This window comes from Delftia sp. WSY_12 (assembly GCF_043104645.1).
Lineage (GTDB): Bacteria > Pseudomonadota > Gammaproteobacteria > Burkholderiales > Burkholderiaceae_C > Comamonas > Comamonas tsuruhatensis.
In genome coordinates this window covers 71,305-85,879 of sequence record NZ_JBICKW010000057.1, presented here as the reverse complement: position 1 = coordinate 85,879, position 14,575 = coordinate 71,305, and the positions used below count along the sequence as shown (strand labels likewise).

Genomic DNA, 14,575 nt, shown 5'->3' with positions numbered 1-14,575 from the left:
TGTGCGAAATGCGGGCCGAGGCTTCGATTATTATGATTCGATGGATCATCGCCTTCGCCTTCAGGGACTCGCCGTGGCAGCAGCCCTGGCCATGGGTTCCGCCACTGCCTGGGCACTGCCTGGCAAGACCGCAGCCACCATCGAGACGGAATCCCCGGAACCTCCATCGTCCGCCGCCGCGTCTGCCGAAGAGGAGCGCGCAGCGCTCAACGCCGAACTGTTCTACGAGATCCTGGTCGGCGAAATCGCTGCCAGCGAAGGCGCGCTGGGCGATGCCCAGGCCATGATGATGGAGGCTGCGCGCACCAGCGGCAGCGAGCAGTTGTACCGCCGTGGCACGGAACTGGCGCTGCAGTCGCGCTCCGGTGAGCGCGCACTGGCCAATGCCCGCGCCTGGCTGGACGCCTTTCCCCAGTCACGCGATGCCAACCGCTTCGTGCTCCAGATCCTGGTGGCGCTGAACCGCATCGCCGATACCGGCAGCTATCTCAAGCGCGAGATCGAGGCCACGCCCGCTCCGTCCAAGCCTGCCACCTATCTGGGCATCACCCAGCTCTACAACAACGCCAGCGACAAGGCCCTTGCTGCCGATGTGGTCGAGCAGGCTATGGCCGGCGAAACCGACAATCCGGCCAGCGGCCCGTTGGCCTGGGCCACCATCGGCCACATGCGCCTGGGCGCCGGGCAAAAGGCCGCAGCCATGCAGGCCGTGCAAAAGGCCCAGGCGCTGACGCCCGACACAGGACCCGTGGCCCTGCTGTCCATGGAGCTGCTGGAAGCCGGCATGCCGGAGGCGGAACCCATCGTCAAGCGCTACCTGGCCAAGAACCCGTCAGCCCAGATGCGCATGGCCTATGCCCGCGTGCTGCTGGGTCAGCAGCGCCTGGACGAGGCCCGGCAGCAACTGGTCTCCATCACCATGGATTCGCCCGACTACGCCGAAGCCTGGGCCACGCTGGCCGCCCTGCAGCTGCAAACGAACGATGTGGGTGCGGCGCAGGCGTCCACCGAGCGCTTCGGCAAGCTCGTGCCGCAGATTCCTGCCGGCGTGGCGCGCAGCGCCGGCCAGTCCCAGTACTACCTGCTGCAATCACAGATCGCTGAAAAGCAAGGCAGGTTCGACGAGGCCGATGCCCTGCTGCGCCGCATCGACGATGCCCCCAACCTGCTGAGCGTGCAGGCGCGCCGAGCGAGCCTGCTTGCACGCCAGGGCAAGCTCAAGGAAGCGCGCGCCCTGATCGAAGCCGTGCCTGCCAGCGGCCCCAGCCAGCAACGGCTCAAGCGCCTGGCCGAAGTGCAGCTGTTGCGCGACGCCAATCAGAATGCCCAGGCCTATGCGCTGCAGGCCGAGCTGCAAAAACAGGACCCCGAAGACGCCGAACTGGCCTACGACACGGCCCTGCTCGCGGAGCGCATCGGCAAGCATGACGAAATGGAGCGGCTGCTGCGCGGCATCATCGCGCGCCGGCCCGACTTCCAGCATGCCTACAACGCGCTGGGCTACTCCTTCGCCGAGCGCGGCATCCATCTGGACGAAGCAGAAAAGCTCGTGGGCAAGGCGCTGGAGATGTCGCCAGGCGACCCCTTCATCACCGACAGCCTGGCCTGGGTGAAATTCCGCCAAGGCAACCTGGACGAAGCGCTCAAGCTGTTTGAAAGCGCCTACGCCTCCCGCCCCGACGTGGAGATCGCGGCGCACCTGGGCGAGGTGCTCTGGGTCAAGGGCGATCGCGAACGCGCGCAGAAGATCTGGCGCCAGGGCCTGGCCTCCAGCCCCGACAACACCACGCTGCGCGACACCCTGCGCCGCCTGGGCGTCTCGCTTTGAGCCGCCGCGCCGTGCCCCACCCCGTGCCCCACCCCGTGCCCCATCGTTTGCGCCCCATGCTCATCCGCCGGCAGCTGTGCGCCACGGCTGCTGCCACGGCGCTGCTGACTCTGGCCGGCTGCGCCCTGCCACCCCGCCAGCTCCAGGCCGATGCAGCAGCACCGGCCGCCGCCGGGCACTGGTCGGGCCGACTGGCGCTGCAGGTGGAAGATGCGCAGAACCAATCCTTCAGCGCAGGCTTCGAGCTGCTGGGCACCCCCCAGCGCGGCGAGTTGCTGCTGTTCACCCCCCTGGGATCGACGCTGGCGCGCCTGCTCTGGGCGCCAGGACAGGCCAGCCTGCAGCAAGGCGAGGACCGCAAGACCTCGGACTCGCTGCCCACGCTGGTGCAAGAGCTGACGGGCAGCGACCTGCCCATCGCTGCCCTGTTCGACTGGCTGCGGGGCCGGGCCACCGCAGCCGCCGGCTGGCAGGTCGACCTCTCCCGCATGGAGCAGGGCCGCCTGTCCGCCCGGCGCCATGACCCGCAGCCGCCGGCAGCGCTGCGCATCGTGCTCGACACACCCTGATTTGCGCCGGGCGCGCCCTCTGCACCCCCATCCCGCCGCACCCGCCTCCATCCCTCTCATCCTCTCCAGCCCATGCGCTCGCTCCACGACGTGCCGGCTCCGGCCAAGCTCAACCTGTTCCTCCATATCACCGGCCGCCGAGACGATGGCTACCACCTGCTGCAATCGGTCTTCATGCTGCTGGACTGGCACGACACGCTGCACTTCGACAAGCGCGGCGACGGCAACGTCAGCCGCGAGGACCTCTCGGGCATGGCCCTTCCTGCCGACGACCTCATCATGCGGGCCGCACGCGCGCTGCAACAGGCCACCGGCTGCAGCCAGGGCGTGCACATAGGCGTGGAAAAGCGCCTGCCGGCACAGGCCGGGATGGGCGGAGGATCGTCGGATGCGGCATCCACCCTCATGGCGCTGAACCGCCTGTGGCAACTGAACCTGACCCGGCGCGAACTGCAGCGCATTGGACTGGGCCTGGGCGCAGATGTGCCCTTCTTTCTGTGCGGCAGCTCCGCCTGGGTGGAGGGCATAGGCGAGCACATCACGCCGCTGGAGCACAGCCATGCCCTGCCGCCCCAGCGGTTCGTGGTGGTCAAGCCCGAGGCGGGACTGGAAACCCTGTCCATCTTCCGCGCCCCCGACCTCAAGCGCGATCATGCCCATGCTACAATCGCCGACTTTGCTGCAGATCACTATGGCTTTGGCCAGAACGACTTGCAGCCCGTCGCCGAAAGGCTGCAGCCTGAAGTGAAAAAAGCCATTGATTGGCTCAAGTCCTTCAAACTGCGTGCTAGAATGACGGGCTCGGGAAGTGCAGTATTTGCACCACTGACGCAAACAATCGACTTCGAGAATGCCCCAGGCATCTGGAATGTCAGAGTTTGCAGGAATCTGCAGGCCCATCCCCTCAAGGATTGGCTCAAAGATGAGAGTTTATAGGCTGTCTGCCTGCGGCAGAGGGCCTGTGTAGGGGAGTCGCCAAGTTGGTAAAGGCACCGGATTTTGATTCCGGCATGCGAGGGTTCGAGTCCTTCCTCCCCTGCCAAACGTCTTTCGCGTCAAGGCAAACCCATCGTACTGGGGCGCTCAATGCATTCACATCATCCTGACATCATGGTCTTCACCGGCAATGCCAATCCTGGCATGGCCGCTGAAATCGTTCAGCACCTCGGCACCACGCTGGGTGCAGCCGACGTGGGTCGCTTCTCCGATGGAGAAGTCGCCGTCGAGATCAAGCAGAACGTGCGTACGCGCGACGTCTTCGTCGTGCAATCGACCTGCGCACCGACCAACGACAACCTGATGGAACTGCTGGTCATGGTGGACGCCCTCAAGCGTGCATCGGCCGAGCGCATCTGCGCGGTGATTCCCTACTTCGGCTACGCCCGCCAGGACCGCCGCCCGCGCTCCACCCGCGTGCCGATCACGGCCAAGGTCGTGGCCAACATGCTGCAGGCCGTGGGTGTCGAGCGCGTGCTGACCATGGACTTGCACGCAGACCAGATCCAGGGTTTCTTCGACATCCCCGTGGACAACATCTATGCCACGCCGGTGCTGCTGGGCGATCTGCGCCAGAAGAACTACGAAGACCTGATCGTTGTCTCGCCCGACGTGGGTGGCGTGGTCCGTGCCCGTGCGCTGGCCAAGCAGCTGGGCTGCGACCTGGCCATCATCGACAAGCGCCGCCCCAAGGCCAACGTCTCCGAAGTCATGCACGTGATCGGCGACATCGACGGCCGCAACTGCGTGATCATGGATGACATGATCGACACCGCCGGCACCCTGGTGAAGGCAGCCGAAGTGCTCAAGCAGCGTGGTGCCAAGAGCGTCTACGCCTATTGCACGCACCCGATCTTCTCGGGTCCGGCCATCGAGCGCATCGGCAACGGCAGTGCACTGGACGAGGTCGTGGTGACCAACACCATTCCTCTGAGCGCCGAAGCCCAGGCTTGCGGCAAGATCCGCCAACTGTCCGTGGCCCCCCTGATTGCCCAGACAATCCAGCGGATTTCCACCGGCGATTCGGTGCTGAGCCTGTTCTCCGAATAAAATATCGGCCCCTGTGGTCTGAACCAGCAAACCTCCTTCGGGAGGTTTGCGCGTTCCGGGATGGTTTCAGGACCATCCCGGGACACCGCAAGAGCAGCCTGTTCCGCACGGGGCAGGCGTTCTTTTATCAACGGATGAGGCTGGTCGCGGTCCATCCATCTAGGAGTTAGTTATGCAATTCGTCGCTTTTGAGCGCGCCAAGCAAGGTACGGGTGCGAGCCGCCGTCTGCGCAATTCGGGCAAGGCCCCTGGCATCGTCTACGGCGGTGCTGCCGAAGCCCAACTGATCGAGATCGATCACAACGCCCTGTGGCACGCCCTGAAGAAGGAAGTGTTCCATTCCAGCGTTCTGGACATGGAAGTCAACGGCCAGACCTCCAAGGTCGTGCTGCGCGACGTGCAATTCCACCCCTACAAGCAGCTGATCCTGCACGTGGACTTCCAGCGCGTTGACGACAAGACCAAGGTTCACCTGAAGGTGCCGCTGCACTTCGAGGGCATGGAACAGTCCCAGGCCGTCAAGGTCGAGAACTGCACCATCACTCCCCTGATCCATGAACTGGACGTGGTGTGCATGCCCGCTCAACTGCCCGAGTTCATCAAGGTGGACCTGAGCGGCCTGACCTCCAAGTCGACCCTGGGCCTGCAGAACGTCAAGCTGCCCAACGGCGTGAAGGCTGTGGTGCGCGGCTCCAACAAGAACCCGGCCCTGATCTCCATCAAGCTGCCCGAAGTGGCTCCTGATGCATCCGCAGCTCCCGCAGCGGCTCCGGCCGCTCCGGCAAAGAAGGGCAAGAAGTAATTCTTGGCTTTCCCTTGCGGCGGCTGCGGCTGCCGCAACCTGCAAAAGGCCCACCTCGCGTGGGCCTTTTGCATGGTGAACACCATCGCCTGCCTGCTGCGGCCGCCATGGAGATAATCGCCCGATGATCAAATTGTTTGTCGGCCTGGGCAATCCCGGGCCGGAGTATGAGGACACCCGCCACAACGCGGGTTTTTGGTGGATAGATGCGCTGGCGCGCGAACTCAAGGTCCACCTGGTGCCCGAGCGCAGCTACTTCGGCCTCATGGCCCGCGCCAGCGTGCGTGGCGAGAGTGTCTGGCTGCTCGAGCCGCAGACCTTCATGAACCTGTCCGGCAAATCGGTGGGCGCGCTGGCGCGCTTTTTCAAGATCCAGCCCGAGGAGGTCCTCGTGGTCCATGACGAACTGGACTTCGCCCCAGGCCAGGTCAAGCTCAAGCGCGGCGGCAGCCACGGCGGCCACAACGGCCTGCGCGATATCCATGCCCAGCTGGGCTCGGCCGACTACTGGCGGCTGCGCATCGGCATAGGCCACCCGGGGCACAAGGCCGAAGTCGCCAACTGGGTGCTCAAGAAGCCCGCGCCCGACCAGCGCCAGCTGATCGAGGACAGCATTGCCCATTCGCTCAAGGCCTGGCCCGAGCTGCAGGCGGGCGACATGGACAAGGCGACCTTGCTGATCCACACCACCAAGCCTCCACGCCCCAAGCCCGTGCGCCCGGCCACAGCCGAGAGCGACAAGGGCTGAGCGATCAGGAAGCGGCGGGAGCCTGGGATTGCAGACGCAGGTATTTCTGCATCAGCGTCTCGCGGTCTTCCACGTGGGCGGGATTCACGGGAATGCAGGCCACGGGGCAGATCTGCACGCACTGGGGTTCATCGAAATGCCCCACGCATTCCGTGCACTTGCTGTGCTCGATCTCGTAGTACTCCTCGCCCATGGAGATTGCATCGTTGGGGCACTCGGGTTCGCAGACATCGCAGTTGATGCATTCGTCGGTGATCATCAAAGCCATGGCAGGTCCCTCGCAAGCGCACGCCACGCTCCGGGCCGGGCAGGCCCTTGCACCCCGAACGGGCCTTGCAGCAAGGTGGCATCAGTCATTGCGCCATTATCCTGCCCCCTTCATACGCATGAAGGCTGCACGGGCAAGCATACGCGCCGGATCGGCACGTAGCGATGCACCTTCAAAGGCCGCTATGCTGCGCGCATGGGCCGTGCGCATTACCATTCGGGCCCGCCAAGAACCACCCACACACATTCCGCCGACGTGACAGCCCAACACCGTGCCAAGGCCGACTGCCCATGAGCGTCTTCCTGCTCAAGCGCCTGCTGATGCTGGCAGCCACGCTGCTGGGCGCCTCGGCCGTGGTGTTCGGCGTGCTGGAAGTGCTGCCCGGCAATGCGGCCCAGACGCTGATGGGGCCCGATGCCGCCCCCGAGGCCGTGCAGGCGCTGGCCGAGCAGCTGGGACTGGACCAGCCAGCCTGGCAGCGCTACCTGCAGTGGCTGCAGGGGCTGCTGCATGGCGACATGGGACTGAGCTACGCCTACAGCACACCGGTCAGCGATCTGGTGCTGGAGCGCCTGGCAGTGACCGCCCCGCTGGCCGTGATGGCCATGCTCATCACCACCGTGCTGGCCCTGGCAGCGGGCATCTATGCCGCCTCGCGCCACAACCGATGGGGCGACCTGGGCGTCATGGGCCTGGCGCAGATCGGCATTGCCATCCCCAATTTCTGGTTCGCCATCCTGCTGATCCTGGTGTTCTCGGTGAAGCTGCAATGGTTTTCCGCAGGCGGCTTTCCAGGCTGGAGCGAGGCCGATGGCGGCGGCGTCCTGCCCGCACTGCAGGCCCTGCTGCTGCCGGCGATCTCGCTGGCCGTGGTGCAGGCGGCCATCCTGGCGCGCATCACGCGCTCGGCCGTGCTGGAAGTGCTGCGCGAGGACTTCGTGCGCACGGCCCGCGCCAAGGGCCTGCCGCGCCGCGCCGTGCTCTGGGGCCACGTGCTGCGCAATGCCATGATTCCCGTGCTCACGGTCATGGGGCTGCAGTTTGCCCAGTTGCTGGCCGGCACCATCGTGGTGGAGAACGTGTTCTACCTGCCGGGCCTGGGCCGGCTGATCTTCCAGTCCATCGCCAACCGCGACCTCATCGTCGTGCGCAACTGCGTGCTGCTGCTGGCGGCCATGGTGGTGGTCATCAACTTCATCGTGGATGTGCTGTACGCAGCCATTGATCCACGCATCGAGGCCAGCGACATATGAGCCAGCCAGGCAACCCTGTTTCGCCGACCGCTGCGCCACCGGGCCATCGGCCCACGCGGGCGGTCACCCTCAGCAGGCCGGCCAGCCTGGGCCGGCGCATGCTGGGCCACCGCAGCTTCATGCTGGGTGCCATGCTGACCGCGCTGCTGCTGCTCACCGCGCTGCTGTCCTTGTGGTGGACGCCGGGCTCGGCCTACGACATGGACCTGGATGCCAAGCTGGCCGCACCCGGCAGCCTGCACTGGCTGGGCACCGATGCCTATGGGCGCGATGTGGCCTCGCTGCTGTTCCTGGGCGCGCGCAGTTCCATCCTGGTCGGCGTGATCGCCGTGGGCATCGGGCTGTCGATGGGCGTGGTGCTGGGACTGGTCGCCGCGGCCTGCCGGGGCTGGGTGGAAGAGGCCATCATGCGGCTGGCCGATTTCAGTTTCGCCTTTCCTGCGCTGCTATCGGCCATCATGCTCACGGCCGTGTTCGGCGCGGGCATCGTCAACGCCATCATTGCCATCGGCATCTTCAACATTCCCACCTTTGCGCGCATCACGCGGGCATCGGCCAAGGCGGTCTGGGCACGTGAATACGTGCTGGCTGCACGCGCCTGCGGCCATGGCCGCGCCAGCATCACCTGGCGCCATGTGCTGCCCAACATCCTGCCCGTGCTGGTGGTCCAGGCCACCATACAGTTCGCGCTGGCCATTCTGGCGGAAGCCGCCCTGTCCTATCTGGGCCTGGGCACGCAGCCGCCCCAGGCTTCCTGGGGCCGCATGCTCAGCGAGGCCCAGACCCTCATGTTCCAGGCGCCGCTGCTGGCCGTGTGGCCGGGCCTGGCCATTGCACTGTCCGTGCTCGGGCTCAACCTGCTGGGCGACGGGCTGCGTGACCTGCTCGACCCGCGCCTGTCGCGCCAGCGCTGAGGAAGGCACGCGCCCATGCCCCTGCTCGAAGTCTCCGGCCTCACCATCACCTTGCAGACCCCGCGCGGCCGCGCGCGTGCCGTGCAGAACCTGGAATTCATCCTGGAGCGCGGCGCCACGCTGGGCCTGATCGGCGAGTCGGGCTGCGGCAAGTCGCTGACCGCCCTGGCGCTGATGGGCCTGCTGCCGGAGCATGCGCAGGTGGACGGCAGCATCCGGCTCAACGGCCAGGAGCTGCTGGACATGGACGAGCGCGCGCTGTGCCGCCTGCGCGGCAACCGCATGGCCATGGTGTTTCAGGAGCCCATGACGGCCCTCAACCCCGTGCACGGCATCGGCCGCCAGGTGGCCGAGCCGCTGCGCCACCACCAGCGCCTGGGCCGCCAGGCCGCGCGCGAGCGCGCAGTCGCCCTGTTGGAGCGCGTGGGCATTGCCCGCGCAGCCCAGCGCTTTGACGACTATCCGCACCAGTTCTCGGGCGGCCAGCGCCAGCGCATCACCATCGCCATGGCCCTGGCTTGCGGGCCCGACCTGCTGATCGCCGACGAACCTACCACGGCGCTGGACGTGACCGTGCAGCAGCAAATCCTGGATCTGCTGCAGGAACTGGTGGCCGAGCACTCCATGGCCTTGCTGCTGATCTCGCACGATCTGGGAGTGATCGCGCAAAACGTGGAGCAGCTGCAGGTGATGTACGGCGGCACCGTGGTCGAAAGCGGCATGACCGAGGCCATCTTCGCGCGCCGCGCCCATCCCTACACGCGCGGCCTGTTCGCCGCCAGGCCGCAGCTGGAGCCTTCGGGACCAGGCCACCAGCCGCCGGCGCGGTTGCCCACCATTGCCGGCACCGTGCCCGAGCTGGTGGACCTGCCAGCCGGCTGCGCCTTCGCGGGCCGCTGCAGCTATACCGAGCCCACCTGCCACAGCGAGCGCCCGCGCGCCCTGGTCCTGGAGCGCCCGCAGCGGCCCACGCCCACTGCCCTGCAGGCCTGGGCACAGCCGCATGTGGTGCGCTGCCTGCGCTCCGAGGCCATTGCGCCGGGCATGCATACGCAGGGCCGCAGCACATGACGGAGCACGACCGCCAGGCACCGGCCGCTGCCGATCCGCCCCTGCTGCAGGTGACGGACCTGGCCCGCAGCTACCGTCTGCCACGCCGCTCGTTGTGGCGCGCGCCGGAGCAGGTGCATGCGCTGCGCGGCGTGGATTTCACGCTGACGGCGGGGCGCAGCCTGGGCGTGGTGGGCGAGTCGGGCTCCGGCAAGTCCACGCTGGCACGCCTGGTCATGGCGCTGGACACGCCCAGCGCCGGCAGCGTGCAGCTGCTGGGCCAGGATCTGCACCGGCTCGGCAACCAGGCCCTGCGCATGGCGCGCCGCGATTTCCAGATGGTGTTCCAGGACCCCTACGGTTCGCTGGACCCGCGCATGACGGTGGAACACATCGTCTGCGAGCCCCTGACCGCCCAGCCTGCACCGCCCGAGCGCGCAGCCCGGCGCGACCTGGCCCGCGCCACGCTGGAGCAGGTCGGGCTGCGCGTGCAGGACCTGGACAAGTACCCGCATGAATTCTCGGGCGGCCAGCGCCAGCGCATCGCCATTGCACGCGCCCTGGTCACGCGACCCCGCCTCATCGTGGCCGATGAGCCCGTGAGCGCCCTCGACGTCTCGGTGCAGGCCCAGGTACTGAACCTGCTGCGCGATCTGCAGCAGCAGCTGGGCCTGTCCTACCTGTTCATCAGCCACGACCTGGCCGTGGTCCAGCACCTGTGCGACGACGCCATCGTGCTGAGCGAAGGCCGCATCGTCGAGCGCGGGGCTCCGCAGCAACTGTTCCACGCCCCGCAGCATCCCTACACCCAGGCCCTGGTACGGGCCGTGCCACGCATTGCCCTGCAGCACCGCGCCTGAAAGCCGAAAGCTGACAACCACCGGCGCGGACCGGGCCCTCATGGCCACGCGCACGCGCGCCCTGGTGTAAAAACACTGCTGCAGGCCGCAGCCAGCGGCCCATGACCCATCTGCAAGAATTTCCGGAGACCTGTTCATGTTCAATCGCCGTTCCCTGCTGGCCAGCTCCGCTGCTGCCGGCCTGCCCCTGCTGATGCCCTGGCCTGCGCTGGCCCAGGGCCGCAAGGACAGTGTCACGCTGGCGATGACGCTGGAGCCGCCGGGGCTGGACCCCACGGCCGGTGCCGCATCGTCCATTGGCGAGATCGTGCTCTACAACCTGTTCGAGACGCTGACCAAGATCAATCCGGACGGCAGCGTCTCCCCGCTGCTGGCCGAAAGCTGGGAGGTCTCGCCCGACCTCAAGACCTACACCTTCCGCCTGCGCAAGGGTGTGAGTTTCCAGAACGGCGAGCCCTGCAACGCCCACAGCGTGAAGTACTCCTTCGACCGCGCGGGCGACGACAAGAGCACCAACAAGGACAAGCGCACCTTCGCCGCCCTGTCCACGCGCGTGGTGGATGACCACACGGTGGTCGTCACCAACAAGGACATCGACCCCGACTTCCTCTTCGTGCTGGGGCAGGCGACCTCCATCATCGTGGAGCCCAAGAGCGCTGCCACCAACGCCACGCGCCCCGTGGGCACGGGCCCCTACCAGCTGGGCAACTGGAACAAGGGCGCCTCGGTCACGCTCACGGCCTGGCCCCGGTACCGCACGGCCCCCGGCCTGCGCATTCGCCGTGCCACCTTCCGCTTCATCTCCGACCCTGCAGCCCAGGTGGCCGCACTGCTGGCCGGCGATGTCGACGCCTTCCCGCGCGTCACGCCGCGCAGCGTGGCCCAGTTCAAGGCCAACGGGCGCTTCCAGGTCGTGGTCAGCGGCTCGCGGGCCAAGACCATCCTGGCCATGAACAACGCGCGCAAGCCCTTGAACGATGCGCGGGTGCGCCGCGCCATCGCCGCCGCCATCGACCGCAAGGCCGTCATCGACGGCGCGGGCGACGGCTACGGCCTGCCCATTGGCAGCTACTACGTGCCCACGGCCTTCGGCTACGTGGACACCACGGGCATCAACCCCTTCGACGTGGAAAAGGCCAAGGCGCTGCTGGCCGAGGCCGGCGTCAAGACGCCGCTGGAGCTGACCATGACCCTACCGCCCACGCCCTACGCGCGCCAGGGCGGCGAGGTGATTGCCGCGCAGCTAGCCAAGATCGGCATCCGAGCCAAGCTGCAGAACGTCGAATGGGCACAGTGGCTGTCGGGCACCTACACGCTCAAGAACTACGACCTGACGCTGATCTCCCATGTCGAGCCCTTCGACCTGGGCAACTTCGCCAAGCCCGACTACTACTGGGGCTACCAGTCGCCCCAGTTCAACGAGCTGTACGACAAGATCAAGAACGCCTCGCGCCCCGCCGACCGCTCGCGCCTGCTGGGCGATGCGCAGCGCCTGCTGGCCCAGGATTGCGTGCACGCCTTCCTCTACACGCCCCAATGGGTCACCGTGGCCAACAAGAACCTGCGCGGACTGTGGAAGGACATGCCCGTCTTCGTCAACGATCTCTCCGCACTGTCCTGGGCCACCTGAACCGCGCACAGGCTGAGCCACAGGCGACAGGCGCGCCGGTGGCACCGGGCCACACTGCGCCAGATCTGCCGCAAGAACCGCCATCTTCGAGGAAGCCGCGATGACTGGAACGACACAGGCCCTGCACGACCTGCCCGCCCATGCGCTGCTGCGCGCCTACCGGGACCGCAGCCTCTCGCCCGTCGAGGTCATGCACGACCTGCTGGCCCATGTGCAGCGCTGGGAGCCGGCCCTGCACGCCACCTACCTGCTGCGCCCCGAGGCCGCCCTGGCCCGGGCCCGCGAGAGCGAGGCCCGCTGGCTGCGTGGCGAGCCGGCCGGCCTGCTCGACGGCGTTCCCGCCACGGTCAAGGACAACATCGCCACGCGCGGCGATCCCACGCCCGTGGGCACGGCCGCCATGCCGCAGGTCGCGGCCCCGCTGGATGCCCCACCCGCTGCACGCCTGCGCGAGGCAGGCGCCATCCTTTTCGCCAAGACCACCATGCCCGACTACGGCATGCTGTCGTCCGGCCTGTCCTCGCTGCACGGCAACACCTTCAACCCCTGGGATCCGGACAAGACGCCGGGCGGCTCCAGCGCCGGTGCGGGCGCCGCTGCGGCGGCCGGCTACGGGCCGCTGCACGTGGGCACGGACATCGGCGGCTCCATCCGCCTGCCGGCGGGCTGGTGCGGCATCTTCGGCCTCAAGCCCAGCCTGGGCCGCGTGCCCATCGACCCGCCCTACACCGGCCGCTGCGCAGGTCCCATGACCCGCAGCGTGGCCGACGCCGCGCTGATGATGCAGGTGCTGTCCCTGCCCGATGCACGCGACAGCATGGGCCTGCCGCACCAGGAGATTGCATGGGACAGCTTCGACATGGACCCTGCCCAGGTGCGCGGCCTTCGCATAGGCCTGCTGCTGGATGCCGGCTGCGGCCTGCCCCTGCAGCCCCGCGTGCGCGCCGTGGTGGAGCAGGCTGCGGCCTGGCTGGAATCGGCCGGCGCGCACATCGAGCGCATCGAGCCCTGGCTCACCCGCGACATGCTCGACGGCCTCGACCATTTCTGGCGCATGCGATCGCATGTGGAAATCCAGTCGCTGACGGACGCGCAGCGCCGCGTGATCCTGCCCTTCATCCGCGAATGGGCCGACAGTGCCGCGCCACTGACATCCACGCAGCTGTTCGTGGCCAGCCAGCAGTCGCACCTTCTGCGCACGGCCACGGTGCGTGCCACGGCGGCCTACGACTACGTGCTGTCGCCCGTGGCGCCGATCACGGCTTTCCCGGCCCACCTGCCCAGCCCCACCAACGACCCGCTGCGGCCGCTGGAGCACATTGCCTTTACCGTGCCCTACAACATGTCCGAACAGCCCGCCGCATCCGTGCCCTGCGGGCATGACGGGCAGCTGCCCATAGGCGTGCAGATCGCAGGCCGCCGGTTCGACGACCTGGGCGTGCTCCGGCTCAGCCGGGTGCTGGAGCAGTTGCGCCCACCCCAGCCCGCCTGGCCACAGCCCGTTCAGTCGGGCCAGGACCGGGCGCAGACTGCATCGGCTACTCCAGCCTGATTCCCGCCTCCTTCACGATGCGCGCCCAGCGCGGCATGTCGCGCGCCATGACGGAGGCCAATTCCTCGGGCGTGCCGCCCACCGGGCGCAGGCCCATGGAGGCCAGGCGGCCGCTGAGTTCGGGCGTGGCCACGATGCGCCGCACCTCCGCCGAGAGCCGGTCCACGATGGGCCGGGGCGTTCCCGCCGCCACGAAGGTGGCGAACCAGCCATTGGCCTCGAAGCCGGCCAGGCCCAGCTCGGCAAACGTGGGCACCTCGGGCAGCGCCGGGTGGCGCTGCATGCCGGTGATGGCCAGGATGCGGATCTTGTCCGACTTCAGGTGCGCATTGGCCGAGGACACATCGATGAAGCCCGACGACAGCTGCCCGCCCAGCACGTCGTTGACCAGCGGCGCCGCGCCCTTGTAGGGAATCAGCGCCAGGTCCAGCCCGGCCCTGGCGCGCAGCAGCTCGCCATGCATGTGCGAGGAGGTGCCGTTGCCGTAGTTGCCGTTGCTGTACTTGCCCGGATGGGCCTTGACCAGGGCGATGAACTCCTGCAGCGTCGTGGCCGGCACGTCGCGCGGCACCACGAACAGGTCCGAGGACAGGGCCACCTGCGATACGGGGGCAAAGTCCTTGAGCACGTCATAGGGCATCCTGGCGTACAGCGCAGGCGACTGGATCATGGCCGTGATCCCCAGCAGCAGCGTGTAGCCGTCTGGCGGCGACTTGGCCACCACGTCGCCGCCGATGATGCCGCTGGAGCCCGGCCGGTTCTCCACCACCACGGGCTGGCCCCAGGCCTGGCTCAGTTGCTGGGCAATGATGCGCCCGATGATGTCGGTGCCGCCGCCTGCCGGGTAGGGAATCACCATGCGCAGCGGCTTGGACGGGTAGGCACCGCCTGCCGGCTGTGCAAAGGCGATCGGCGATGCCGTTCCCAGGGCGGCACCCAGTGAGGCGCTGGCAGCGCATGCCAGCGCCGCCCGCAGGCAGCCGCGTCGGCTCGATTCCATGGCTTGTCTCCTTGTCCTTCGGTGCTCCGCCCTCGTTGGCGGGGCGGTGTGCCCT

General features: G+C 67.6%; 14 protein-coding genes and 1 tRNA gene. 13 read left to right on the top strand and 2 right to left on the bottom strand.

Features of this window, described 5'->3' with window-relative positions; all coding sequences use genetic code 11:
- Nucleotides 1–40: 40 nt before the first annotated feature.
- From ACF8LI_RS25120 to pth, 7 genes are all read left to right on the top strand, one after another.
- Complete coding sequence (locus ACF8LI_RS25120; protein WP_392413480.1) at nucleotides 41–1,828, top strand: tetratricopeptide repeat protein; 1,788 nt, start codon at nucleotides 41–43, stop codon at nucleotides 1,826–1,828.
- A 56-nt stretch (nucleotides 1,829–1,884) separates the two neighbouring features.
- Nucleotides 1,885–2,397, top strand: coding sequence for an outer membrane lipoprotein LolB (locus ACF8LI_RS25115; protein ID WP_046240494.1), 513 nt, complete (start codon nucleotides 1,885–1,887; stop codon nucleotides 2,395–2,397).
- 72 nt (nucleotides 2,398–2,469) lie between these two features.
- Complete coding sequence (gene ispE / locus ACF8LI_RS25110) at nucleotides 2,470–3,333, top strand: 4-(cytidine 5'-diphospho)-2-C-methyl-D-erythritol kinase (protein WP_017405119.1); 864 nt, start codon at nucleotides 2,470–2,472, stop codon at nucleotides 3,331–3,333.
- Between the two features lie 29 nt (nucleotides 3,334–3,362).
- Nucleotides 3,363–3,439: transfer RNA gene (locus ACF8LI_RS25105), tRNA-Gln, on the top strand.
- 44 nt (nucleotides 3,440–3,483) lie between these two features.
- Entirely contained in the window at nucleotides 3,484–4,443 is a 960-nt protein-coding gene (locus tag ACF8LI_RS25100) for a ribose-phosphate pyrophosphokinase (RefSeq protein WP_026063011.1), read from the top strand.
- 172 nt (nucleotides 4,444–4,615) lie between these two features.
- Nucleotides 4,616–5,245: a 50S ribosomal protein L25/general stress protein Ctc gene (locus ACF8LI_RS25095; RefSeq protein ID WP_016445697.1), complete on the top strand. Its 630-nt coding sequence runs from the start codon at nucleotides 4,616–4,618 to the stop codon at nucleotides 5,243–5,245.
- A gap of 124 nt (nucleotides 5,246–5,369) precedes the next feature.
- Nucleotides 5,370–5,993, top strand: coding sequence for an aminoacyl-tRNA hydrolase (gene pth, locus ACF8LI_RS25090; RefSeq protein ID WP_016445696.1), 624 nt, complete (start codon nucleotides 5,370–5,372; stop codon nucleotides 5,991–5,993).
- A 4-nt stretch (nucleotides 5,994–5,997) separates the two neighbouring features.
- Here the strand turns inward: pth and ACF8LI_RS25085 are convergent, their stop codons facing one another.
- Nucleotides 5,998–6,261 carry a YfhL family 4Fe-4S dicluster ferredoxin gene (locus tag ACF8LI_RS25085; RefSeq protein ID WP_016445695.1) on the bottom strand — a complete coding sequence of 88 codons (264 nt, stop codon included), beginning with the start codon at nucleotides 6,259–6,261 and terminating at the stop codon, nucleotides 5,998–6,000.
- A 290-nt stretch (nucleotides 6,262–6,551) separates the two neighbouring features.
- Here ACF8LI_RS25085 and ACF8LI_RS25080 point away from each other — a divergent pair, with 290 nt between their 5' ends.
- The 6 genes from ACF8LI_RS25080 to ACF8LI_RS25055 all read left to right on the top strand — a co-directional run bounded on the left by ACF8LI_RS25080 (nucleotide 6,552) and on the right by ACF8LI_RS25055 (nucleotide 13,520).
- On the top strand, nucleotides 6,552–7,514 hold the full coding sequence (locus ACF8LI_RS25080) for an ABC transporter permease (protein WP_016445694.1): 963 nt from the start codon (nucleotides 6,552–6,554) through the stop codon (nucleotides 7,512–7,514).
- On the top strand, nucleotides 7,511–8,428 hold the full coding sequence (locus ACF8LI_RS25075) for an ABC transporter permease (protein WP_016445693.1): 918 nt from the start codon (nucleotides 7,511–7,513) through the stop codon (nucleotides 8,426–8,428). The genes ACF8LI_RS25080 and ACF8LI_RS25075 overlap by 4 nt, the downstream gene beginning before the upstream one ends.
- 15 nt (nucleotides 8,429–8,443) lie before the next feature.
- The gene (locus ACF8LI_RS25070; RefSeq protein ID WP_074921104.1) at nucleotides 8,444–9,499 is read left to right on the top strand and encodes an ABC transporter ATP-binding protein; all 1,056 of its coding nucleotides are present in this window, start codon (nucleotides 8,444–8,446) and stop codon (nucleotides 9,497–9,499) included.
- A complete protein-coding gene (locus ACF8LI_RS25065; RefSeq protein ID WP_016445691.1) occupies nucleotides 9,496–10,338 on the top strand; it encodes an ATP-binding cassette domain-containing protein in 843 nt (280 codons plus the stop codon). Before ACF8LI_RS25070 ends, ACF8LI_RS25065 begins: the two co-directional genes overlap by 4 nt.
- A gap of 136 nt (nucleotides 10,339–10,474) precedes the next feature.
- Nucleotides 10,475–11,968: an ABC transporter substrate-binding protein gene (locus tag ACF8LI_RS25060; RefSeq protein WP_016451042.1), complete on the top strand. Its 1,494-nt coding sequence runs from the start codon at nucleotides 10,475–10,477 to the stop codon at nucleotides 11,966–11,968.
- 100 nt (nucleotides 11,969–12,068) lie between these two features.
- Nucleotides 12,069–13,520, top strand: coding sequence for an amidase (locus tag ACF8LI_RS25055; RefSeq protein WP_392413481.1), 1,452 nt, complete (start codon nucleotides 12,069–12,071; stop codon nucleotides 13,518–13,520).
- Here the strand turns inward: ACF8LI_RS25055 and ACF8LI_RS25050 are convergent.
- Complete coding sequence (locus ACF8LI_RS25050; RefSeq protein ID WP_016445688.1) at nucleotides 13,507–14,520, bottom strand: tripartite tricarboxylate transporter substrate binding protein; 1,014 nt, start codon at nucleotides 14,518–14,520, stop codon at nucleotides 13,507–13,509. The two genes, ACF8LI_RS25055 and ACF8LI_RS25050, sit on opposite strands and share 14 nt — an antisense overlap.
- Between the last annotated feature and the right edge of the window lie 55 nt (nucleotides 14,521–14,575).

Excerpts from the sequence above, each read along its gene's own strand:
- ACF8LI_RS25060 (WP_016451042.1), top strand. The coding sequence starts at position 10,475 with ATGTTCAATCGCCGTTCCCTGCTGGCCAGCTCCGCTGCTGCCGGCCTG.
- ACF8LI_RS25080 (WP_016445694.1), top strand. The coding sequence starts at position 6,552 with ATGAGCGTCTTCCTGCTCAAGCGCCTGCTGATGCTGGCAGCCACGCTG.
- ACF8LI_RS25055 (WP_392413481.1), top strand. The coding sequence starts at position 12,069 with ATGACTGGAACGACACAGGCCCTGCACGACCTGCCCGCCCATGCGCTG.
- ACF8LI_RS25070 (WP_074921104.1), top strand. The coding sequence starts at position 8,444 with ATGCCCCTGCTCGAAGTCTCCGGCCTCACCATCACCTTGCAGACCCCG.
- ACF8LI_RS25050 (WP_016445688.1), bottom strand. The coding sequence starts at position 14,520 with ATGGAATCGAGCCGACGCGGCTGCCTGCGGGCGGCGCTGGCATGCGCT.
- ACF8LI_RS25115 (WP_046240494.1), top strand. The coding sequence starts at position 1,885 with ATGCTCATCCGCCGGCAGCTGTGCGCCACGGCTGCTGCCACGGCGCTG.
- ACF8LI_RS25085 (WP_016445695.1), bottom strand. The coding sequence starts at position 6,261 with ATGGCTTTGATGATCACCGACGAATGCATCAACTGCGATGTCTGCGAA.
- ACF8LI_RS25100 (WP_026063011.1), top strand. The coding sequence starts at position 3,484 with ATGCATTCACATCATCCTGACATCATGGTCTTCACCGGCAATGCCAAT.
- ACF8LI_RS25095 (WP_016445697.1), top strand. The coding sequence starts at position 4,616 with ATGCAATTCGTCGCTTTTGAGCGCGCCAAGCAAGGTACGGGTGCGAGC.
- ACF8LI_RS25065 (WP_016445691.1), top strand. The coding sequence starts at position 9,496 with ATGACGGAGCACGACCGCCAGGCACCGGCCGCTGCCGATCCGCCCCTG.
- ACF8LI_RS25120 (WP_392413480.1), top strand. The coding sequence starts at position 41 with ATGGATCATCGCCTTCGCCTTCAGGGACTCGCCGTGGCAGCAGCCCTG.
- ACF8LI_RS25075 (WP_016445693.1), top strand. The coding sequence starts at position 7,511 with ATGAGCCAGCCAGGCAACCCTGTTTCGCCGACCGCTGCGCCACCGGGC.
- pth (WP_016445696.1), top strand. The coding sequence starts at position 5,370 with ATGATCAAATTGTTTGTCGGCCTGGGCAATCCCGGGCCGGAGTATGAG.
- ispE (WP_017405119.1), top strand. The coding sequence starts at position 2,470 with ATGCGCTCGCTCCACGACGTGCCGGCTCCGGCCAAGCTCAACCTGTTC.